20 protein-coding genes and 3 tRNA genes are annotated in these 21,210 nt (G+C 45.9%); 5 read left to right on the forward strand and 18 right to left on the reverse strand.

The window, feature by feature from the left end; translation table 11 throughout:
* Positions 1-17 precede the first annotated feature (17 nt).
* Positions 18-1,103, reverse strand: coding sequence for an aromatic acid exporter family protein (locus tag C1I38_RS12870; protein ID WP_119774971.1), 1,086 nt, complete (start codon positions 1,101-1,103; stop codon positions 18-20).
* 138 nt (positions 1,104-1,241) lie between these two features.
* Here C1I38_RS12870 and C1I38_RS12875 point away from each other — a divergent pair, with 138 nt between their 5' ends.
* The 4 genes from C1I38_RS12875 to C1I38_RS12890 all read left to right on the forward strand — a co-directional run bounded on the left by C1I38_RS12875 (position 1,242) and on the right by C1I38_RS12890 (position 4,371).
* Positions 1,242-2,522, forward strand: coding sequence for a LysM peptidoglycan-binding domain-containing protein (locus tag C1I38_RS12875; RefSeq protein ID WP_119774970.1), 1,281 nt, complete (start codon positions 1,242-1,244; stop codon positions 2,520-2,522).
* An 86-nt stretch (positions 2,523-2,608) separates the two neighbouring features.
* Positions 2,609-2,833: a small acid-soluble spore protein Tlp gene (gene tlp, locus C1I38_RS12880; RefSeq protein ID WP_119774969.1), complete on the forward strand. Its 225-nt coding sequence runs from the start codon at positions 2,609-2,611 to the stop codon at positions 2,831-2,833.
* 186 nt (positions 2,834-3,019) lie between these two features.
* Entirely contained in the window at positions 3,020-3,883 is an 864-nt protein-coding gene (locus C1I38_RS12885) for a response regulator (RefSeq protein ID WP_243103658.1), read from the forward strand.
* A complete protein-coding gene (locus C1I38_RS12890) occupies positions 3,874-4,371 on the forward strand; it encodes a chemotaxis protein CheX (RefSeq protein WP_020491327.1) in 498 nt (165 codons plus the stop codon). The genes C1I38_RS12885 and C1I38_RS12890 overlap by 10 nt, the downstream gene beginning before the upstream one ends.
* Before the next feature lie 162 nt (positions 4,372-4,533).
* Here C1I38_RS12890 and C1I38_RS12895 read toward each other — a convergent pair.
* From C1I38_RS12895 to C1I38_RS12950, 12 genes are all read right to left on the reverse strand, one after another.
* Positions 4,534-4,608 (reverse strand) — tRNA-Met (locus tag C1I38_RS12895).
* 42 nt (positions 4,609-4,650) lie between these two features.
* A tRNA-Tyr gene (locus C1I38_RS12900) sits at positions 4,651-4,734 on the reverse strand.
* A gap of 8 nt (positions 4,735-4,742) precedes the next feature.
* A tRNA-Thr gene (locus tag C1I38_RS12905) sits at positions 4,743-4,818 on the reverse strand.
* Between the two features lie 118 nt (positions 4,819-4,936).
* On the reverse strand, positions 4,937-5,590 hold the full coding sequence (sigH, locus tag C1I38_RS12910; protein ID WP_025205203.1) for an RNA polymerase sporulation sigma factor SigH: 654 nt from the start codon (positions 5,588-5,590) through the stop codon (positions 4,937-4,939).
* A gap of 135 nt (positions 5,591-5,725) precedes the next feature.
* The gene (rlmB, locus tag C1I38_RS12915) at positions 5,726-6,463 is read right to left on the reverse strand and encodes a 23S rRNA (guanosine(2251)-2'-O)-methyltransferase RlmB (protein ID WP_026156241.1); all 738 of its coding nucleotides are present in this window, start codon (positions 6,461-6,463) and stop codon (positions 5,726-5,728) included.
* Between the two features lie 26 nt (positions 6,464-6,489).
* Positions 6,490-6,978 carry a dihydrofolate reductase gene (locus C1I38_RS12920; protein WP_119775057.1) on the reverse strand — a complete coding sequence of 163 codons (489 nt, stop codon included), beginning with the start codon at positions 6,976-6,978 and terminating at the stop codon, positions 6,490-6,492.
* Positions 6,979-7,065: 87 nt separating this feature from the next.
* Positions 7,066-8,397 carry an FAD-dependent thymidylate synthase gene (locus C1I38_RS12925; RefSeq protein ID WP_119774968.1) on the reverse strand — a complete coding sequence of 444 codons (1,332 nt, stop codon included), beginning with the start codon at positions 8,395-8,397 and terminating at the stop codon, positions 7,066-7,068.
* Positions 8,378-8,911, reverse strand: coding sequence for a ribonuclease III domain-containing protein (locus tag C1I38_RS12930; protein WP_119774967.1), 534 nt, complete (start codon positions 8,909-8,911; stop codon positions 8,378-8,380). Before C1I38_RS12930 ends, C1I38_RS12925 begins: the two co-directional genes overlap by 20 nt.
* Before the next feature lie 17 nt (positions 8,912-8,928).
* Positions 8,929-10,392, reverse strand: a complete 1,464-nt coding sequence (cysS, locus tag C1I38_RS12935; protein ID WP_119774966.1) for a cysteine--tRNA ligase — start codon at positions 10,390-10,392, stop codon at positions 8,929-8,931.
* 19 nt (positions 10,393-10,411) lie between these two features.
* The gene (gene gltX, locus C1I38_RS12940) at positions 10,412-11,869 is read right to left on the reverse strand and encodes a glutamate--tRNA ligase (protein WP_119774965.1); all 1,458 of its coding nucleotides are present in this window, start codon (positions 11,867-11,869) and stop codon (positions 10,412-10,414) included.
* A 114-nt stretch (positions 11,870-11,983) separates the two neighbouring features.
* Positions 11,984-13,171: a 2-C-methyl-D-erythritol 4-phosphate cytidylyltransferase gene (gene ispD / locus C1I38_RS14390; protein WP_119774964.1), complete on the reverse strand. Its 1,188-nt coding sequence runs from the start codon at positions 13,169-13,171 to the stop codon at positions 11,984-11,986.
* Positions 13,149-14,312: a PIN/TRAM domain-containing protein gene (locus tag C1I38_RS12950; protein ID WP_119774963.1), complete on the reverse strand. Its 1,164-nt coding sequence runs from the start codon at positions 14,310-14,312 to the stop codon at positions 13,149-13,151. The genes ispD and C1I38_RS12950 overlap by 23 nt, the downstream gene beginning before the upstream one ends.
* 270 nt (positions 14,313-14,582) lie before the next feature.
* On the opposite strand from C1I38_RS12950, the gene C1I38_RS12955 reads away from it, so the two are divergent.
* Entirely contained in the window at positions 14,583-14,975 is a 393-nt protein-coding gene (locus tag C1I38_RS12955; protein WP_083916720.1) for a DUF1573 domain-containing protein, read from the forward strand.
* Positions 14,976-15,126: 151 nt separating this feature from the next.
* Here the strand turns inward: C1I38_RS12955 and radA are convergent, their stop codons facing one another.
* The 5 genes from radA to C1I38_RS12980 are packed head-to-tail and all read right to left on the reverse strand — an operon-like array spanning position 15,127 to position 21,054.
* Positions 15,127-16,467, reverse strand: coding sequence for a DNA repair protein RadA (gene radA / locus C1I38_RS12960; protein WP_119774962.1), 1,341 nt, complete (start codon positions 16,465-16,467; stop codon positions 15,127-15,129).
* Between the two features lie 12 nt (positions 16,468-16,479).
* Positions 16,480-18,951 carry an ATP-dependent Clp protease ATP-binding subunit gene (locus C1I38_RS12965; RefSeq protein WP_119774961.1) on the reverse strand — a complete coding sequence of 824 codons (2,472 nt, stop codon included), beginning with the start codon at positions 18,949-18,951 and terminating at the stop codon, positions 16,480-16,482.
* 26 nt (positions 18,952-18,977) lie between these two features.
* On the reverse strand, positions 18,978-20,045 hold the full coding sequence (locus C1I38_RS12970; protein WP_119774960.1) for a protein arginine kinase: 1,068 nt from the start codon (positions 20,043-20,045) through the stop codon (positions 18,978-18,980).
* On the reverse strand, positions 20,042-20,566 hold the full coding sequence (locus C1I38_RS12975; protein ID WP_119774959.1) for a UvrB/UvrC motif-containing protein: 525 nt from the start codon (positions 20,564-20,566) through the stop codon (positions 20,042-20,044). The genes C1I38_RS12970 and C1I38_RS12975 overlap by 4 nt, the downstream gene beginning before the upstream one ends.
* A 14-nt stretch (positions 20,567-20,580) precedes the next feature.
* Positions 20,581-21,054, reverse strand: coding sequence for a CtsR family transcriptional regulator (locus C1I38_RS12980; protein ID WP_119774958.1), 474 nt, complete (start codon positions 21,052-21,054; stop codon positions 20,581-20,583).
* Positions 21,055-21,210 lie beyond the last annotated feature (156 nt).

Here is a 21,210-nt window from a genome sequence, read left to right on the forward strand (position 1 = left end):
GCTGCATCTAGTCTTCTTTATATACTCGCTTCCGTCTCCAGATTCAGCAGCCGGGAGGATTCCTTCGCAAACCAGCGAATGCTGTAGGTGACAACAGACAATTCAATCAGCGCATGATAGTAAAAACTTGTTGAGGGCATATTCTCCTGCCATTCATTCAAAATAGCGTGCAGTTTGCTCCAGACACGCAATTCGGGAAACTGAGCTGCCTCTTCTCCCTTGACCTTTTTCTGAAGCTGCAAATTGTAGCTTGTCGCACTGAACATCACATTGTGCAGCATTTCAAAAACATGCTCAAATTCAGGACTCACCGCCGGATCATTTGCTTCCTCCCGGCGGGTTTTTCGTTCTGCGGCAAGAAAAAGTAAATCCTGTGATCTTTGCCAGAGGCCCCGGCTGTAATTTAAATATTCCTTATATAATGGTTTACGGGCCTTGGGGTTTTTCTTGTTATTGCCAAACCACAAGACGTTCCACTCTTTGCGGTATAAATCATATAAATTCTCAGCTTCCTGAAACAAGCTGTTGAATTCCGCTTTATTCTTATGCATTTCTTCTTCCGAAGCCAGATTCAGGTATAAATACCGGTTCACTGCATCGACAAACATCCGGACAGCAAAATTATTCAGTTCAATCAGTTTATCCTCAAGCACTTTTTGGTGACGCGGAGGTGCGATCGTCAAATTGATCACATTGGCTGTCACCAGTCCGATAAGGATGGCCAGCGACCTTGAAACGGCATGGGATAAAAACTGTTCCTGTGGAGAAGCCAGGATAAAAATAGCTGAAATGACCGCCAGTACGATCTGGTTCGGCACTTTAATCACTGTCGTAAATATGATGATCAGAACAATCGTGGCAAGTGCCATACTCAGAAACTGCAGCGGTATGGCCAGTCCGATCGCTACAGCCACAATAATTGCAATGATGTTTACTATAATTTCTTCCAGCGCATTTCGAAAACTTCTTCCGAGTGATTGCTGCATACAAACCACTGCAGATGTCGCAGCAAACAAAGATGGTTCAATATCCAAAAGGATACAGATATAAACACTGACGGCCACGGCTAGACCTGTCTTTAACGTTCTGGCTCCGATATTCATTCCACAGCTCCTTAAGGTTTTATTCTTTATTTATTTCTATTGTCTTATGATAACATAATCTGTCCCGGATAATAAACCCGCACCCTAAACACTTCTTTTTTCTCTGAAGCATACAGTATGAAAAAGGAAGTGTGTTTCTTGAAAATTCATGTTGTAAGCTCAGGACAGAGCATCTATTCCATTGCTCGCAAATACGGGGTCTCACCCCAGAAAATGATTGCGGATAATGAACTGACCAATCCCAACCAGCTGGTTGTCGGGCAGACGGTGGTCATTCTGGAAAGTAGCGGAACACATACGGTTGCCGCCGGTGAGTCTCTTTATCTGATTGCCCAAAAACACGGTGTAACTGTGAATGCGTTACTCGCCGCCAATCCTCGGATAACAGATCCGAGCCGTATCTATGCCGGTCAGACTATTGCGATTCCGGCAGCATCTGCCAGCTATGGAACGATAGAAGTGAACGGGTATGCCTTTCCGAATATTAACAGAGACATCCTCCGAAAAAGTCTTCGCCATCTTACATATCTTAGTATCTTTAGTTACCAGGTCAACGCGGACGGTACCCTGAATACGATTCCGGATGAACCACTGATCCAGGCAGCGAGAGAAGCCCGGACAGCTCCACTAATGGTCATCACAAATATCCAGCAGGGTGGAAGCTTCAACAGTACGCTGGCCAGATCCATCCTGACAAATCAGACTGCTCAGAATACTTTAATCAGTCAAGTTATCAGAACGCTGAGAGAAAAAAACTATTACGGCCTCGATATTGATTTTGAATACATCTACCCATCCGACCGGGAAAACTATAACAACTTTCTCCGAAGAATCGTCAATACGCTCCGCCCTTTAGGCTATCCTGTGACGACAGCTCTCGCCCCTAAACTGAGTGCCGACCAAAAAGGTCTGCTATACGAAGCCCACGACTATCCTGTCCACGGGGCTCTGGCCAACCACGTCATCCTAATGACCTATGAATGGGGTTACACCTACAGCCCGCCCAAAGCAATTGCTCCTGTAAATGAAGTACGCAAAGTATTGACCTATGCGGTGTCGGCTATTCCGAGACAGAAAATCTTTATGGGTATCCCCAATTATGGCTATGACTGGACCCTTCCATACGTTTCCGGTACTGCCGCCAGAACAGTCTCTAACAGCGGGGCGGTAGATCTGGCCAGAACTGAAAAGACAGCAATCCAGTATAATTCAACAGCACAGTCTCCGTATTTCACCTACTACGATGATTCCGGCAAAAAGCACGAAGTATGGTTTGAAGATGCCCGAAGCATCTATGCCAAACTGTCCCTGGCCAAAGAATTTCGAATTGGGGGCATAAGCTATTGGACAATTGGAAGATATTTTCCACAGAACTGGCTTGTTTTAAGATCTTTATACAATATAAAGAAACTGCTTTAAATTTTTATAGTATAAGACTTGTTCACTCCTCAAACAATATACTGAGACAAATTATTTAAGTGCAGACCAAAGGAGGAACAGTATTAATGAAACACAATCCGGATGACCGCAGAGATAATGTCGACAGAATCCAGAAAAATATTAATCACACCATCCAGAATATGGAGCTTGCTGATGAAATGATTGCGAGAACTAATGATCCAAAAAGTAAGAAAGATTTAAAAGAAAAGAATGATCGAAGGCGTGATGCGTTAAACGGAATGAGGGCGGAAATCCGGGACGAAGCCCTGGATAAAAAAAAGCAAGTATAGAATGATCCAAAAAATAGTGGCCAGGCAATAGCCTGGCTTTGTTTTCGAATTTAACCAATTAAATCTTTTTTTATTTATTGAGAACCCATTTGATGATAGCAATCCCAAAAATTACTTGCTATAATTTAGAGTGCATATTGACTAATACCTTGGTGTACTACATCGGATGGGGGTAATACCGGAAAAATGAGTTCAATAAAAGTGATGGTCGTTGACGACTCTCTGTTTTCAAGAACGTTTATTATGGAAATACTTCGCGACAGTGGCTTGGAAGTCGTCGGGGAAGCCGATTCTTACGACAGCTTAATCGAAACATATGAACGGTGCAAACCCGATGTAGTAACGATGGATATTGTTATGCCTGATATAGACGGATTTGAGTGCAGCCGTGCTCTTTTTGTAAAAGACCCCAATGCAAAGATTATTCTTGTCAGTTCGATGAAGGACGAAGAATCGGAAGCTGAAGCGCGCCGCATCGGGATTTCCGGATACATTCAAAAACCTGTTGACGGCGACTACCTGGTTCAGATGATTAACAACGTTATGGTGCCGGATATTCATTATGACCATCTGCTCGCATATGGTCTGGAAACCTTTAAGGAATCTATGACCCAGAATATTGCCCGAATGACCAAATCACCCGTTTCTTTTGCTTCATACGAAAATTTTGAAGACCATTACTTTTCCCAGGGAATTACAGCTGTTATCGGGCTGATCGGCCGCCACTCCGGATCTATGATCTTAGATATATCGATGGAAACTGCGGAAAAGGTTGTTGAGATAATCCTGAAACGCGCTCATAGAAACCGTGAAGAGGTGTTGGCCATGGTTGCCGAACTGGCCAACATTATTGCCGGGATTGCCTGCTCGATGCTGAATAAATCCGATAAAACCTATAGTCTGAGCGTTTCTCCCCCCAGTCTTTTTTACGGTACCGCAACTGAAATTATGAGTCCAAATCTTAAAATGGATGCTGTGAAGGCAGAAACTAACTTTGGGAATATTTTCCTGGGTGTGGGTTTTAAGAAAGGGTCGAGTATATGGATGTAAGTATTATTAATCCTCTTCTGACTGCTTTTACAGAAATTCTGCCTCAGCTCGGCTTCCAGTCGGTCGAACGGCGCAAGGTGTCCAAAATTGAAGCAGCCTTTCAGTATAATGGCATTCTTCTGAACATCTCACTTTTCGGAACAGTGAAAGGCGCGATCCTGTTCGGGATGAATGTTGAAGCTGCTAATAAGTTTGCATCAAAAATGATGATGGGCGTGCCGGTGACTGAACTGGATGCCATAGCCAAAAGCGCGATTTCCGAGATGGGGAATATAATCTGCGCGAATACCTGCACGCAGTTTACGAAAATTGGCATTACCGATCTGGATATTTCACCTCCGACCCTCATGATCAGTGAAAACGGTGAGGCAACCCTACCCGTGCCGAAATCAATTGTCGTAAATTTCCTGATTGATGATATTGAACTGAATGCCTACGTAAGCCTGATAAACAGTTGGAGTTCATCTGGCATAAAGGAAATCAAGTAAATATTGGGGAGATATTAGTCTGGGTTTTAAGTAGAATTCATCGAAGCTATGCTGGAGTTTATTCAGGAGAGATGCCTGAGTATACATAGCGGGCTTTGACTTTAATGGTTTATACGATACACAAAAGCCTTAGACACTTGTCTAAGGCTTTTTTAATTTCATTGGTTGCGGGGGCCGGATTTGAACCGACGACCTTCGGGTTATGAGCCCGACGAGCTACCACTGCTCCACCCCGCGATGTTAAAAAAACGTTCCAGCTCGATATCTCCAATTATAGAATGGTGGGCAGGGATGGATTCGAACCACCGTACCTTTCGGAACAGATTTACAGTCTGCCGCCTTTAACCACTCGGCCACCTACCCATTTCAATTGGAGCCGACGATGGGACTCGAACCCGCAACCTGCTGATTACAAATCAGCTGCTCTACCAATTGAGCTACATCGGCATTAGACACCAACGTATTGTATCAAAGATTACGGCTACTTGTCAACAATAAAAGTCAATTTTCTTCTGGAAAGATTTACAAAACGGAGTACCTGATTTTATTCATATTATATGGGATTTTAGGCCCCTCTGTGCTCCAGATACCTTTCCAACTTTCGCTTGACCCGCTGCAGTGCATTGTCAATGGATTTGACATGCCTGTCAAGATCAACGGCAATCTCCTGATAAGATTTGCCTTCAAGATAGGACATCAGCACTTCCCATTCGAGCGAACTTAAAATTTCGCCCATTTTTTCTTCAATATCGTCAAATTCTTCCCTGCTGATGATCAGTTCCTCGGGATCCGTGATTTTATTTCCAGAAATAACATCCAAGAGTGTCCTGTCGGAATCCTCATCGTAAATAGGTTTGTTTAGCGATACGTACGAATTGAGCGGAATATGTTTTTGTCTGGTAGCCGTCTTGATCGCTGTAATGATCTGCCGAGTTATGCACAACTCGGCAAATGCTCTGAAAGAGGAAAGCTTGTCCCCACGGAAGTCACGAATTGCTTTATACAGCCCAATCATGCCTTCTTGAATAATATCTTCTCTATCTGCGCCGATCAAAAAATACGATCTGGCTTTTGCCCTGACAAAATTCTTGTACTTATTGATTAAGTACTCCTGAGCTTCTGCGTCACCGATCTTTGCTAACTCAACTAGTTCCTCATCCGCTATGTATTCATTAGCCTCGAATTCTTCTGGAATCTCTGTCTGGATACTGTAAGTCAAGTCCATCCCTCCCGAAACCGATTCACGAAGGTAACGCTGAAGCGTCCATTATATGCTTATAACAAAACAATTATACCTGAAATGCACAAATAGCGTCAAGATGAAGATTGGCGGGATATGGCGGGATATGGCGGATTAAGTCTGATTTCTCTGTCTCCGGACCTCATACATGATGATAGACCCGGCTACGCTGGCATTTAAAGATGAAATTCTGCCACACATTGGCAAGGATATAATTTCATCGCAGGTTTCTCGGATCAGTCTCCCGAGTCCCTTATCCTCTCCGCCAATGACGATGACCCTTGACCCTTTCAGTTCCGCCTGATAGATATCTTTGCCGCCTGCTTCCGCACCGGATACCCAGCAGCCCTCTTCTTTGAGATATTTAAGTGTCTGGACAAGGTTACTTACTCTGGCCACAGGCACATATTCCACAGCTCCGGCCGACGTTCTGCCGACAGCTGGTGTGAGCGCGGCACTTCTTCTTTTGGGAATGATAACCCCATGAACACCCGCTGCATCGGCAGTTCGAAGAAGGGCTCCTAGATTATGCGGATCCTCGATCTCATCCAGAACAAGGATAAATGGATCTTCCCCTCTTTGCCTTGCTATCTCCAAAATATCGGATGGTTCTGCATATTCTTTGGCAGCAGCAAATGCCACCACTCCTTGATGCTTTTCTCCGGCAGTATATTTGTCCAGGACAGTATTTTCCACAAATTGATACGGTATGCCGCGTGTTTTAAGCAGATGCAGGATGTCCGAATTTCTTCCCGGCCCCTTTTCATTTTTGACCAGCACTTTATTTACCGGATTCCCGGATTTGATCAGTTCGGTCACAGCGTTGCGTCCGCACACAATATTTTCTTCCAAAGCCGGTTTCTCCTTTCAAACGACAATCACTTTCTTACATATTTTACAACACTGTACTGAATGTCATTATAAGTATGCAATTCACCTTCGGACTCAACTCTCCAGTTGTCATCTTCGTCGACATTTCTAAAATGCCTATCCGCAGGGAATGTGTGCCTGATTTTTGTCACATACAGTTCATCCAAATAGGGCATGAGCAGCTGAAAAAGCGATTCTCCGCCGATCACACAGATATCGTCCGAAGGGTATTTTTTTAACTCCTGAAGCAGGTCATCCAGAGAGTGACAGCTAATAACTCTATTATCCCGGAAATCCCTGTTTGTACTCAAGACGATATTGGTTCTGTCCTTCAAGGGTTCTTTTCCTGGCAATGATTCATAGGTTCCTCTGCCCATGACCACAACCTTGCCGACAGTCATCTGCTTAAAAAACTTCATATCTTGCGGGATTTTCAGCAACAGGTTTCCTTTATAACCGATACCCCAGTTTTGATCTACCGAAACAACCGCTTTCATCCGTAACCCCCGTCCAACATTTTTCCCGACGCCGCGCGGGTAAATAATCTGCAGATAACAGACTCCTGTAGCAGTACACAACTGTTATTATTTCCTGAAATCAAACAGCTCTCTTACTTCCTGCTGTCTGCCGCACGTCATCTTCCCTTCATGGCATTTGCTGACCAGACAGGGCGGCAGCGCTTTTTCATAGAGTACATCGGATAATTCTCTGAGGATTTTCAGTTTCTTGACAGCGAGCTTTCTGATTTCCCACTGGGCATTCATACAGGTCCTTTCCGAGAGCATCTGATTGTCTATCCTTGCATTCGTGGACATGATCATTTTTATAAGCTGGCAGTTCAGAATAAATGGCATAGCTTTACCCAACCCAAATTTTTGATAAATCTCCCTGGAAAATGTCCGATAGGCTTCCGTTAGATCCAAGAACTCCTCCAAAAATGGGGAATTACAAATGCTATCCGGAATAATTACTGGTCTTTTCATGTCGCTGAAAAGGTTACTGAAATCTTCCCGGAACATTTCCGGCAGACGGTGACGGATCTGCTGGTGATACGTCACCAGGGAACACATCATCCCAAAAGTGGTCCGGGACTGTTCGGCAATGCTTTCATGCCCGTAACCAAGTACCCTCCGGACAATTTCTTTCGCCTTGACCGGAGCTTCTTCCCCCCAGGATAGTAAAACTTCGGAAGACGCCCTGCTTTGGGTGCTGGTCAGAGCGCCCAGGCCAGCCTTAATGTCCGGTTCCTGATAACCGGACATTAAGATGAGATCATCTTCGGGATTGATCCTCGCCAAATCTGTCCGATAGAAGTCTTCAATGATTGCTGATTCCTCCGTACTGTCATAGCCACAGGGGAACAGTGCGCGTAATTCAACTGGAAGAAAAGCTTCCAGCTCATTTTTCAAAGTGTCGAATATCCCTTCATATCTCCTGTCATTGAATAAAAGAAAGAACTCCCACAGTTTATCTCCGGACATCGAAACGGATAGATTCGTCTTTGCCGCAAGCGGCAGGATATAGCGGGCATCTTCGATCGGAATCGCGTAAAGGTAATGCTCGGGCTTAGGTCTCCCTTTAAATCCGCCTTCCTTCAGTGCACACATTCTGGTATACAGATCTAATGCCTGCTGCCCAAGTTCCCAGGCTCTGTGGCAATCTTCAGGCGGCAGGTCGGGAAAAGCAAACGCGTCCTGATCAAATGCCACATATCTTTGACTTTGTTGGACATAGGATGCTTTCAGCTCACAGAGCAACATACTCTGAACCCGATTGATGCCTTCGGCAACAAAGAATATATTGGCTGTTTTCAAAATTTTCTTTAGTTCCGTGCCGGATATTCCGCTTAAATGATTTCGTTTAATCCAGTCTGCAACCCGGTCCAGTCCGGTATGTTCAAAATTCGTGATCTTCATGCTCTGACTCCCCCCGTTTTCCAGTTTCTTCGGGTAAAGTGTCTCTTTCTGTTTTCTTGTTATTTTCTGTCGCCATTGTCTCAAGAATCCCGTCTATGCTGTTTAGAACCGCGCTCATCCGCGTATTTTGGCCAGTAATATGCCAGTAGCCGATAAGTGCTTCGAAGGCTGTAGAATGCCTGTAGGTGACAACATCAATACTGCGCGGATAGTGGCCCTTCGCATTACGCCCCCTCAGAACAACCTCCGTCTCCGTTTCATCCAGTTCGTTCATGAGATGCCTCAAAATACCTGCTTGCGTTTTGGCCTGTACATAGAAAATAGCCCGCTTATGCATGAGTTGTACCTTGGCAATGTCCTGCTCCAGAAGATGCTTGCGCACCCATAATTCGTAAACGGCGTCACCTATATAGGCGAGCAGCAGGATATTAATATCCTGCCACCGCTTATTGATTTGTACCGACCAAATATCCGGCATGTCGTTATCCTGTTCAGGTTCGTTATGCTTAGGCAAATGTTATCATCCCTTAACTATTTCAAATACCAACGGGCACCCTCGGGGGTATCTTCAATCACAATCCCGATGTCTTTAATCCTGTCCCTGATGAGATCCGCAGTCGTCCAGTCTTTGTTCTTACGGGCATTGGCTCTGATCTCCATCACAAGCTCCATGACCTGGGCCAATTTTCCGGAATCCTCCTGTGAGGCTTCGGCCTCAACCTCCAGATCAAATCCAAGTATCCCAGCCAGCTCGATCAAAGTCCGTGCTGCTTCAGCTAAAGATTCAGTCTCTATAGAACCTTTGGCAAGATACGTATTAATTCCTTTGGCCAACTCGAATAAAGCTGCATAAGCCTGGGCCGAATTAAAATCATCGTCCATAGCCTGTTCGAAAGCATTCCTAGCTTCCAGGCAGACCCCAGCCATTTCATTGTCCGCCTTCAGATCCGGGTTTCCAGTAATCATACCGAACGACCTACCCTCTTTACCCAGTGCTTTGCCCAACGCCTCTTTGGCCAGACGCACGCTGTTTTTCAGACGGTCCAATCCTTTAGAGGCCATGACTAGCTTCTCATCATCAAAATCCAGCGGACTGCGGTAGTGTGTTCCGAGCAGATAAAAACGGATAACATCTCCCGGGAATTTTTCGGTAACATCTCTGACCAGAAAGAAATTCCCCAGCGATTTGGACATTTTCTCCTGATTAATAGTAATAAACGCATTATGCATCCAGTACCGAGCAAACTGTTGGCCCTCCAGACAGCCTTCGGACTGCGCAATTTCATTCTCATGATGCGGAAAAACCAGGTCGCCTCCGCCCCCATGAATATCAAACCCAGGACCGAGGTATTTCAAGGACATCGCTGAACATTCAATATGCCAGCCGGGCCTTCCTTTACCCCAAGGACTTTCCCAGAAAGGTTCACCCGCTTTGGCTTTTTTCCATAGTGCAAAATCCATCGGGTTATGCTTCTTGTCATCCACCTCTACACGCGCCCCGGCCTGCATATCTTCAAGGGTCCGGCCGGACAGCTTACCGTATCCCGGGAATTTGTCCACAGCAAAATAAACATCTCCGTCAATATGATAGGCTAAGCCCTTTTCCTCCAGCCTGCGGATAATATCAATCATCTCCGGGATATGTTCCGTGGCTTTCGGATGAATATCGGCAGGAAGAATATTCAAAGCCTTGGCATCCGTAAAGTACTCATTAATATATTTACCGGCTAGTGCTATCGGGTCACAACCTTCTTCAGCGGCGCGGTTAATGATTTTATCATCAACGTCGGTGAAATTTTGGACATACGTGACGACAAATCCTTTATGGATCAGGTAGCGCCTGACCATATCGAAAACCACCAGCATCCGGGCATTTCCCAAATGAAAATAATTATACGTCGTTGGGCCGCAGGCGTACATTGAAGCCTTTCCCAGTTCCCTCGGCACAAACTCTTCTTTGCGACGCGTAAGTGTATTATACAGTCTGATCGCCATCACGATTTCCTCCTTGTACTTACTTCGGATAAACAGACGTCTTCTCCAATCTCCCGTAAATGTTTTCTTTGCCTAGAAGCTCCATGATCCGGTCGAGATCAGGGCCATGCATCTGCCCCGTAAGTGCAATCCTGACTGGCATAAACACGTCCTTGCCTTTCAGGTTAAGTTCTTTGGTAATCTCTTTTAAAATGTTCTTGGCTGCTGGCGCGTCGAGCAAGGCGGTTTCCCGGACCTTAGCTGCAAAAAGCTGCAATACTGCCGGTACGGTATCCGCCTTCATAATCGCTTCAGCTTCCTCCGGCAGCACATCAATTTCTGTTCCAATAAAATAATGAATATAGGACTTAACCTCACTTAAGCAGTTGATTTTTTCCTTGACGGCATCAATAAAGCCGGTCACCCACTGCTGTTCGGCCGAAGAAAGTTCATTCGGAAAAAGTCCTTTTTCTCTCAAAAACGGCAGCACCAGCCGAACAAGGTCTGCCGAAGCAGTCTGTTTCAGGTAATGCGCATTAATATAGTTCAGCTTATTCAAATCAAAAACTGCCGGGCTCTTTGATACTTTCTCCAATGAAAATTCTTTCTTGAGTTCTTCGATCGTAAAGAACTCCTGCTCACCGGAGGGCGACCAGCCTAAAAGCGCAATAAAGTTCACGACGGCCTCCGGCAGATACCCTTTATGGAAATAATCCATGACAGCAGTATCCCCGTCCCGTTTGCTCATCTTCCGCCCTTCCGTATTCAAAATCAAGGAGATATGGGCAAAATCGGGCGCTTTCATTCCAAGAGCCTCATAAATTAGGACCTGACGCGGCGTATTCGATAGATGTTCTTCGCCTCTGACAACATGCGTAATGCCCATCAGGACATCGTCGATGACCACGGCATAGTTGTAGGTTGGGATTCCATCTGATTTGACAATGATATAATCCCCGATTCCATCACTTTCGAAAACGACTTTTCCTCTGACCGAGTCATTGATCACAATATCCTGACCTTCCGGCACTCGGAAGCGGACAACGGGCTTCCGTCCTTCCATTTCATAAGCCTGGCGTTGTTCTGTGGTCAGCGTCCGGCATTTTCCGAGATAGCGCGGGGTCTCCCCACGGGAACTCAGCTCCTGACGTTCCTGCTCCAGTTCTTCTTCCGAACAGTAGCACAGGTAAGCATGTCCGCTTTGAAGAAGCTTATCCGTGTATTCACGGTATGTACCGAGCCTTTCCGTCTGCCTGTAAGGGCCGGAATCTCCGCCGGCGTCTATCCCCTCATCCCAGGTGATCCCCAGCCAGTGTAGCGCTTTCATGATATCCTGCTCTGATTCGCGGCTCGACCGTTCCAGGTCGGTATCCTCTATCCTAAAGACAAAGGTCCCACCTTTGCCTGCTGCAAACAAATAATTAAAAAGAGCTGACCTTGCTCCTCCGATATGCAGGGGCCCGGTCGGGCTTGGAGCAAACCTTACTTTCACCGTCATAATCGACATAACCTCATTTCTACTTCGTACTGCTTGTCTTCAGCAGGTATTAAAGCTATTAAAGATCCTATTAAAGATCCTATTAGGAATAATTGCGTTTAATATTATATCAGGTCATACGGGTAAAAGACAAACAATTGCCTGCGAACTGATTCCTTCTTCTCTGCCCTCGAAGCCCAGGCATTCCGTTGTCGTTGCCTTGATCGATATACAGTCCGGACTTGCGTTCAGAATCTCTGCCAGATTCTTTCTCATCTGCGCGATATAAGGCAGCACTTTCGGTTTCTGAGCGACAATAATACTATCCAGATTCCCAAGCCTATAGCCTTCGCCTTGCGCAAGCTTTACAACTTCAGCCAGCAGTGCCAGACTGGAAATGCCTTTGTACCGGGCATCGCTGTCGGGAAAATGTTTACCAATATCACCAAGCGCACAAGCCCCGAGAATCGCATCCATTACAGCATGCGTCAGGACATCTGCATCAGAATGCCCCAAAAGTCCTTTCTCATGAGGAATTTCTACTCCGCCCAGAATTAACGTCCGTCCCTCAATCAGTGCATGGACATCGTAGCCCAGTCCTATCTTCATTGGAGGCACCTCTCTTCTTCTGCACAGGATGGACTCGGCCCAAAGTATATCTTCAGGCGTGGTCACTTTGATATTCTCGTAATTGCCTTTAACAACCCTGACCGGTAAACCCTGCCACTCAAACAGAGAAGCATCGTCCGTGGCCAGGTACTGCTGTTCAAAGGCAAGTTTGTGTACTTTTTCTAAAAGGTTCCGGTTAAAAATCTGCGGTGTCTGAATCCCCCGGAGCTGTTCCCGTGGGGGTGTTTCCATAACTCGGCCCTGAGCATCCACCTTTTTTACAGTATCTTTCAAAGGTACAGCCATGACAGCCGCTTCAAGGTCTGCCGTTTCTTCAAGAAAACGGTTCAGATCATCCAGTGTTAATAAGGGTCTGGCACCGTCATGGACGATCACGCTGTCCACCTCAGGACTTAAGGACTGAAGCGCCCGGTAAACGGAGTCCTGCCTTTCGGCACCTCCCTCAACCACTGCTGTCACCTTTTTTAGGCTGTATTTTTCCACCAACTTTTTAATTGCCAAAATATCTATCCCTGCCGCAGGAATAATGATCTCTTTAATCAGCGGACAAAATTCCAGTGTTTTAAGAGTAAAAACAAGGATAGGGGTCCCGGCAAGTTCAAGCAGAAGCTTGTTGCCTTGACCCCCCATCCTTTTTCCCCGCCCGGCGGCAGGTACGATAGCAGCGATATTAGCCGAACGCATTAAACTCATGGGAAAACTCCTCAGATGATTTTTCCTGCATCCCTTTGGGTTTAGCAAAGATCATCCTACCTGCAGCCGTTTGCAGAACAGTCGTAACCAGTACGGTGGTCTGTTGCCCAATGTACCTGCGTCCTCCGTCAACGACAACCATCGTTCCATCGTCTAGATAAGCTACACCCTGTCCAGCCTCTTTTCCTTCCTTCATAATCTGAATATACATCTCTTCGCCCGGAAGGACGACTGGTTTTACAGCATTGGCCAATTCATTGATATTTAAGACTTTTATCCCCTGAAGCTCGGCCACTTTGTTCAGGTTATAATCATTGGTCAATATCGGCGCGTCTAGAATATTCGCCAGTTTGACAAGCTTACTATCCACTTCAGCGATGTCTTCAAAATCACCTTCGTAGATCTCAACCTTGATGACCGATTCCTTAGAAATCTGGTTCAAGATATCAAGCCCTCTCCGACCCCGGTTTCTTTTGAGGGCGTCTGAAGAATCGGCAATATGTCTGAGCTCTTCCAGAACAAAACCAGGAATGAGAAGAACCCCATCTAAAAAACTCGTTTTAACAATATCCGCTATTCTGCCGTCAATAATCACACTGGTATCAAGCACTTTATAGCCTGCAGCAGGCTGCTTCCCGTGCCCTTTATCCTTATTCTTTTCTTTTTCAGCACGTTCCCCTTTCAGCTTGGGTAAAAAGTTGAAAAATCCAAGAATATCATCCTTGCGATTGATCCCAATAATCAGGCCGACGTAGCCAAGTAACAAGCTGACAATGACCGACAGAATCGGACCGAGAAACGGAATATCCACAAAAGTAATGCAAATCAGACGGGCAATCAGCAAACCGACAATACCCCCAAGTGAACCTCCGACTAGATCGTGAATCGGCATGCGGGTAAGTTTGCTTTCCAGCCATTTGACAAGGCCAATAAAGACTTTCATACATACAGGGGCGAGAAAGAAACCAAAAGCAGATAACACAGTAAAAATAATAATATAAGTCCAGTATAAGTGAATCTCAAAACCTAATGTCTGGCTAAGCTGACGAATATCGACAACCTTTAATATCAAGTAATCTACGTAAATTCCTGCTGCTCCAAACAGCAGCGTAATGATGCCGCGAACAATTTTGCTAAGCATCAAATTCACCTCCCTTTTTCTATATTTTGGCTAAAAACAATTCTGTTTATACCAGGAGCCTGAAATTTTCCTGATCTGTCCCCTATGAAATTGTTTAGCGGTATTTTCCCCTGTATCTCATCATTATATCAGGTTGTATTTCTCTTTCAAAGCAAACGACAAATTATTTCAATATATCTTAATTCAAGAAATATTTCCCGATTTGATGAAATTGACAACAGCTTCAGATGCTGTCTATAATGAAACTGGCAGAAAGGAAGTGTATGTTCTATGAGTCCAATCAATAATGATTTTCAAGAAACGGTTGATGCTATGCTCATTCGGCACCAAAGCATCTTGGATATTTTATCAAAAGGACAAGAGGCTTCTTCCCGGGTAAACAGGGCTATAACGAAGGCTGTGACTTCTTGCGGCTGTGTCTCAGTGGATGCCCACAAGAGCCCAATTCCAGAAAATGCTACCCTATCAGATCTTAAATTTCTCCTGAACAGTCATCTGGAAGGAGACCTTTGTTCCAACTGCCGTGAAGTTGTCGAAATCGAACTGGGAAATCAGCTTTTTTACATCTCAGCTCTTGCCAATATTCTGGGCTTGTCCGTGAACGAAATCTTGGAAAAAGAAGAACGCAGACTTAAAACACTTACTGTTTTTAATTTTAGATAGCTGAGCTTAAAAGAAGATTAAAGGATGCAGAGATATTTTTATCATTTCGTATATTTGTTATCAGTTACCAAATGAGTTTACATATCAGTGATGCCTTGGAATGACTGCCGAGGATGTCTTTTGACATCCTTTTTTATTTTGGTATCATCATCTAAAAAAGAAAATCCAGTGCTTCCTCAATGTTCTTAACCGGAATGATCCGGCAATCGGTCTTCTCTATACTGCTTGCATTGACTTCTGGTACCAGGCAATTTCGAAAACCAAATTTCTCCGCTTCTCTGATCCGCTGCTCGATATGAGAAACTCCTCTAATTTCTCCGGTCAGGCCAAGTTCCCCGATTAACGCGATATTTCCAAGCGGCTGATCTTTAATTCCCGACATCACAGCGGCGATGACAGCAAGATCTGCTGCCGGCTCATCCACATCGAGACCCCCGGCAATATTGACAAAAACATCCCGGGCGCCAAAAGCGTATCCGGCCCGTTTGTCCAGAACTGCCAGAAGCATCAGCAGGCGGTGGTAATCCATCCCGTTTACGGTTCTTCTCGGCGGCGTAAAGATGGACGATGTTACTAAAGCCTGGATCTCCACTAAGAGCGGCCTTGTTCCTTCCATCACGACAGCCACCCCGGAACCAGCGGATACCTGTGTATGATCACCCATAAAAAACATGGAGGGATTTGTCACATCAGCTAGACCGCAGCCCCTCATCTCAAATACCCCAATTTCGTTGGCCGGACCAAAACGGTTTTTGACCGCCCGCAGCAGACGGAAGATATGGTGCTGATCTCCTTCAAAATACAGGACTGTATCAACCATGTGCTCCAGAACCCTGGGCCCGGCAATCGCACCCTCTTTTGTAATATGGCCAGCCAGGAGAACCGTAATCTCATTTTCTTTGGCCAGTTTCAGCAAGAAAGAAGCCCCTTCCCTGACCTGGCTGACGCTTCCGGGTGCAGACTGGACGTCTTCGAGCAGCATCGTCTGAATTGAATCAATAAAAACGACTTTATAACCTTTATCCAGTACCTCCGAACGTACTGCTTCCAAAGAATTATCGGCAAGTATATGTACCCGGGAAGAAGAAAGTCCCATTCTGTCAGCCCTGAGTTTGATTTGCCGGGCAGATTCCTCTCCCGACACATAAAGCACATTTTCCTTCCGGGAAAGATATTCTGCCATTTGCAGAAACAGCGTGGATTTGCCGATTCCGGGCTCTCCGCTTAAAAGAACAAAGGATCCTTCGACAACCCCTCCCCCAAAAACCCGGTTAAGTTCTGGACTTCCGGTATCAAGTCTGTGTCCTTCCACCGTTTGGATTTCAGTCAGAGGGATCGCCTGAACGATCCCTCTGCTTTCTGTAGGTTTGGATTTTTCTACGCGTTCCTCAATCAGCGTATTCCATTCACCGCATCCGGGACACCTTCCGAGCCATCTCGCGCTTTCCTGCCCGCATTCCCGGCAATAGAACTTTGTCTTCGGACCTGCCAAGAATCCTTCCCCCTATCTCTTTTTGCCTGTTTTCTTTGCGGCTGCTGGTTTCACAAAAACCACTTCTTTGTCGGAAAGTTCGACCTTGATCGTATCGCCTGCTTTATAAGTTCCTTCGAGGATCTTTTCTGAGAGGGGATCCTCAATCAGTTTTTGAATGGCCCTTCTTAGAGGACGCGCACCATAGGTCGGATCTTTACCCTCCTCTGCCAGATGCTCCAGAACTTCATCATCCAGAACCAACTCGAGATCCTGTTCTTTCAGACGTTTGCTGACGTCCTTAACCAGGATTCTTGTAATCTTCACAAGATCGGCTTGCTGAAGTTGATGGAATACCACCATTTCATCCACTCTGTTCAGAAATTCCGGACGGAAGGTTTTCTTCAGTTCCTCCATGACCCGCGAACTCATGGACTTGTATTCACTTTCTTCGTTTCTTCCAGAGACAAAACCCAGAGATTCTTTTTTGAGGAAAGAGGCCCCAACGTTAGACGTCATGATTAGTACACAATTGCGAAAATCTACAAGCCTTCCTTTGGAGTCAGTGAGCCTGCCGTCTTCCAATACCTGAAGCAGAATATTAAATACTTCAGGGTGGGCCTTCTCTATCTCGTCAAATAAAATGACACTGTACGGTTTCCTGCGTACTGCCTCAGTCAGCTGTCCCCCTTCATCATGTCCGACATATCCCGGAGGAGAACCTACCATCCTGGATACGGCATGCTTTTCCATATATTCGGACATATCAATTCTGATCAGTGAACTTTCATCCCCGAACAAAGATTCAGCCAAGGACCGCGCCAGCTGGGTTTTCCCGACTCCTGTGGGTCCGAGAAAAATAAAGGAACCAATGGGCCGCTTTGGGTCTTTAAGTCCTGCCCTAGCCCGTCTGATCGAACGGGCAACAGCCGTGACTGCCTCATCCTGTCCGATCACGCTCTCATGTAGAAGGGATTCCAGCTTCAAAAGTCTGGAGCTTTCTCCCTCTTCCAGTTTATTCACCGGAATCCCCGTCCAGCTCGATACGATTCTGGAGATATCCTCCGGCCCCACGCCAATTAGCTCTTTTTCTCTATTTTCTTCCCAGTTCTTACGGATCTCGCTGAGCTTTTCGCGTTTCTTTTGCTCCTCGTCTCTGATTTCAGCGGCCTTTTCAAATTCCTGTCTTTTTACGGCTGCTTCTTTTTCTTTCTTGAGATTTTCGATTTTTTCCTCCAGATCTTTCAAATCCGGCGGTGCTGTAAAACTGTGGATACGGACCCTGGATGCAGCCTCATCAATTAAATCAATGGCTTTATCGGGTAAAAATCTGTCGGAGATATACCTGTCAGACAAGCGTGCTGCCGCATCAATTGCCTCGTCGGATATCTTCACCCTATGATGCGCTTCATACCTGTCCCTTAAACCCTTTAGAATAGCCACCGTTTCCTCAACCGTAGGCTCTCCTACCTTAATTGGTTGAAAACGCCTTTCCAAGGCCGGATCACGTTCAATATGCTTACGGTATTCATCGAGTGTCGTTGCTCCGATACACTGCATTTCTCCTCTAGCTAGGGCGGGTTTCAGAATATTGGCTGCGTCAATAGCTCCTTCGGCAGCCCCCGCTCCGATCAGCGTATGGAGTTCGTCGATGAAGACAATCACGTTGCCCGCCAGCCGGATTTCTTCCATGACTTTTTTCATTCTCTCTTCAAATTCACCGCGATATTTTGTCCCCGCGACCATCGAAGAAAGATCAAGTGTCACAACCCGTTTATCGACAAGGATCTCCGGTACTTGGTTGTTGACAATTCTTTGGGCTAGACCCTCAGCAATAGCCGTTTTTCCAACCCCGGGTTCTCCAATCAATACAGGGTTGTTCTTCGTCCGGCGGCTCAGCACCTGAATGACTCTTTCGATTTCATTTCCCCGGCCAACGACAGGGTCAAGCTTCCCTTCAGCAGCCATGACCGTCAAGTCCCGTCCGAACTCGTTTAAAGTCGGCGTTCCGCCTGTCTGTCCGGGTTTGCCGTTATTCGCGGCACCACTTCCAGGCATTGATGTACCTTCGGTTTCCCCTCCCAGGAGCTCTACAACCTGTTCCCATATTTTTTCCGGACTGATCTTAAGATCCGCCAGGACTCTCGCAGCAATTCCTTCTCCCTCAATGATCAGGCCAAGCAGAATATGTTCGGTTCCAATATAATTGACCCCCTGGCGTTGAGCCTCTTCGGTGGCAAGCTGAATCACGCGCTTCACTCGCGGCGACAATCCGACCTCTCCGCTAATAGGGGTTCCTAAGCCAATGATCTGGGTAATCTTTGCGCTTACCTTGTCCGGGTCCAATCCGACCCCGGTTAGCGCCTTCGCAGCGACTCCTTCTCCTTCTTCAATCAAAGCCAGAAGAATATGCTCCGTCCCTATAACCTTATGGCCCATACGTTTGGCAATCGCCTCAGCAAGCATAAATACTTTTTCTGCCTTTTGCGTAAATTTTCTTGACATTTTGATCCTTCCTTTCCTATTGTCGTTTAATTTACATTCTCACTCATTTTTTGATGGTAGATTCCACGCACAAAATGAGCTCTTTCTGCGTTAATATCATAAGCATCCAGCTGCTTATTGCGATTATATTGCAGACATCCCTGCATCGAGTTGATCAAGACAGACACGAAACCTGCAGAGACTCTAGGCAGAATGCCCATATCAATGCCCAGCCGGTCCTCCGATAGAAGAGAATAGATCTCTTCCGTTTCAAGGATTCTGGCATTTTCCAAAGTCCCCCGGGCCCTCCAGACTTTATCTTCGACGATAAGCGGAGATTCTTTGCGAATAACTTCCCGCATCTGGACTTCCCGTTCCATCAGCTGCCGCGTGACCGCATCAAGATGTGCCAAGGTGTCTTCTTCGCTCTTACCTAACGTAACCTGGTTGGATATCTGAAAGATATTTCCGAATGACCTGGAGCCTTCACCGTATACACCGCGTACTGCCAACCCAAGCGACGTCAGGGCACCCAGAACCTGCTGAACCTGATTGGTCAGCACCAGGGCCGGCAAGTGAACCATCACGGATACTCTCAGGCCCGTTCCAACATTGGTGGGACAAGTCGTCAGGTAACCAAACTTTTCTTTATAAGCAATATCCAAATGTGCTTCCAGATGATCATCGACCAATCCTGCAAGATGCCAAGCTTCCCTGAGGCTATTCCCCGGCATCAGCACCTGAATTCTCAGATGGTCTTCTTCATTGACCATGACTGCAATTTTATGGCTTTCGGACAAGGCCAGACCGCGTGCATATTCAGTCTCCTTAAAACCTGGGCTGACCAGATGCTTTTCAATCAGCACCTTTTTCTCCACTGGAATAAGCATTTTCAACGGAATATAAACAAGCTTTTCTTTTTCAGCAATAAAACCGTCTAAGACACCGGAAATCTGCGCTTCAATTTTTTCGGCATCATCATAGGACATGACGTGAGGGAAAGGATTGTCAGCGATATTTCTGGCCAATCTGATTCTGGAACTCAGTACAATCGGAATGTCCGGCGTATCCTTCATCCAGAAGCTGTCTTTGGCAAGCAGTTCCCGATAAGTCATTTGCTTTCACCTCCGACAGTATTCTCCATTTCTTTAATCCGGTCTCTTAATATGGCTGCCTCTTCGAACTTTTCCGCTTGGACAAGTTCCAACAGTTGTTGTTTTAATTTGGCTATTTCCTGTTTGTTTCGGAACGATGCTCCTCCTCTTACCGGCACTTTCCCGACATGCATCCCTCTTCCATGGATCCGTCGCAGGAGCATCTCCATTTGGGGCTCAAATTCATCGTAACATTTGCTGCAGCCCATTTTCCCGGCTTGCTGTATCTGGGAAAAAGTTCTTCCGCATCCGGGACATTTTCCGGTCTGGCTGTCTACGATCGTCTGATCATACTGCCCTGCCGGATTTACCCCAAATAATGCCTGTAAAAAATCCGATACCATTCCAGGGTAGAGATTGAAGCCGGTGCCAGGCGTTTTTTGCGCACACTCCTGGCAAAGATGAAGCTGAGCCGCCTGACCATTAATGATTTTGGTCAGATGAACCACAGCCTCCCGTTGTTGACAATTCTGACAAAGCATTGCTATCCCCCCGATCAATCATTGATATCGTCCCGGCACATATTCGCCAGTATTTCTTTCATCATTCGGGCCCTAAGCGTAGAAGGGAAATTCGTCACCCCAACCAAAAGCCGGTCGGAAAAAATCGTTTTTACCAGGATTGCTTCTCTTTTGGTGAACAGATCTTCTTCTCTGAGTCTGTCCACAAGATTATTGGCCCGATCCTGGGAAAGGTCATCCCCAATGAGTTCCGACATGAGTCTCTGGAATTTACCCTCAGGATCAAGTCCCAGCCTAACAATCCTTAAATAACCGCCGCCGCCTCTTCTGCTTTCAACAAGATAACCGCGTTCTGCGGTAAACCTCGTTGTAAGGACATAGTTAATCTGGGAAGGGGCACATGAAAAGAAATCAGCAAGATAACCTCTTTGCAGGACGATGTACCCATCTTCAGCCTGCTCTATAATCTTTTTAAGGTACTCCTCGATTCTGTTCGCCAAATTACTCATCGTCATCCATCCTCATTTTAATGTTGACCTTTATTGACTTTATGACCTTTTTTGACCTTTGTAACTATTTTACCCCTTTTTGATTGTTTTGAAAACTATTTTATTAAAAAAACCTATCCGAAGATAGGTTTTTTACTCGCATGACTACAAAACATG

Source organism: Dehalobacter sp. 12DCB1, assembly GCF_004343605.1.
Classification (GTDB): Bacteria; Bacillota; Desulfitobacteriia; order Desulfitobacteriales; family Syntrophobotulaceae; genus Dehalobacter.

What these genes read in the sequence shown, in the direction of transcription:
- C1I38_RS12870 (WP_119774971.1), bottom strand. Translation starts at nt 1,103, where the DNA reads ATGAATATCGGAGCCAGAACGTTAAAGACAGGTCTAGCCGTGGCCGTC.
- C1I38_RS12950 (WP_119774963.1), bottom strand. Translation starts at nt 14,312, where the DNA reads ATGCTTAGCAAAATTGTTCGCGGCATCATTACGCTGCTGTTTGGAGCA.
- C1I38_RS12955 (WP_083916720.1), top strand. Translation starts at nt 14,583, where the DNA reads ATGAGTCCAATCAATAATGATTTTCAAGAAACGGTTGATGCTATGCTC.
- C1I38_RS12970 (WP_119774960.1), bottom strand. Translation starts at nt 20,045, where the DNA reads ATGACTTATCGGGAACTGCTTGCCAAAGACAGCTTCTGGATGAAGGAT.
- tlp (WP_119774969.1), top strand. Translation starts at nt 2,609, where the DNA reads ATGAAACACAATCCGGATGACCGCAGAGATAATGTCGACAGAATCCAG.
- cysS (WP_119774966.1), bottom strand. Translation starts at nt 10,392, where the DNA reads ATGGCGATCAGACTGTATAATACACTTACGCGTCGCAAAGAAGAGTTT.
- gltX (WP_119774965.1), bottom strand. Translation starts at nt 11,869, where the DNA reads ATGACGGTGAAAGTAAGGTTTGCTCCAAGCCCGACCGGGCCCCTGCAT.
- C1I38_RS12965 (WP_119774961.1), bottom strand. Translation starts at nt 18,951, where the DNA reads ATGTCAAGAAAATTTACGCAAAAGGCAGAAAAAGTATTTATGCTTGCT.
- C1I38_RS12925 (WP_119774968.1), bottom strand. Translation starts at nt 8,397, where the DNA reads ATGAAGATCACGAATTTTGAACATACCGGACTGGACCGGGTTGCAGAC.
- C1I38_RS12890 (WP_020491327.1), top strand. Translation starts at nt 3,874, where the DNA reads ATGGATGTAAGTATTATTAATCCTCTTCTGACTGCTTTTACAGAAATT.
- C1I38_RS12980 (WP_119774958.1), bottom strand. Translation starts at nt 21,054, where the DNA reads ATGAGTAATTTGGCGAACAGAATCGAGGAGTACCTTAAAAAGATTATA.
- C1I38_RS12885 (WP_243103658.1), top strand. Translation starts at nt 3,020, where the DNA reads ATGAGTTCAATAAAAGTGATGGTCGTTGACGACTCTCTGTTTTCAAGA.
- ispD (WP_119774964.1), bottom strand. Translation starts at nt 13,171, where the DNA reads ATGAGTTTAATGCGTTCGGCTAATATCGCTGCTATCGTACCTGCCGCC.
- C1I38_RS12920 (WP_119775057.1), bottom strand. Translation starts at nt 6,978, where the DNA reads ATGAAAGCGGTTGTTTCGGTAGATCAAAACTGGGGTATCGGTTATAAA.
- C1I38_RS12975 (WP_119774959.1), bottom strand. Translation starts at nt 20,566, where the DNA reads ATGCTTTGTCAGAATTGTCAACAACGGGAGGCTGTGGTTCATCTGACC.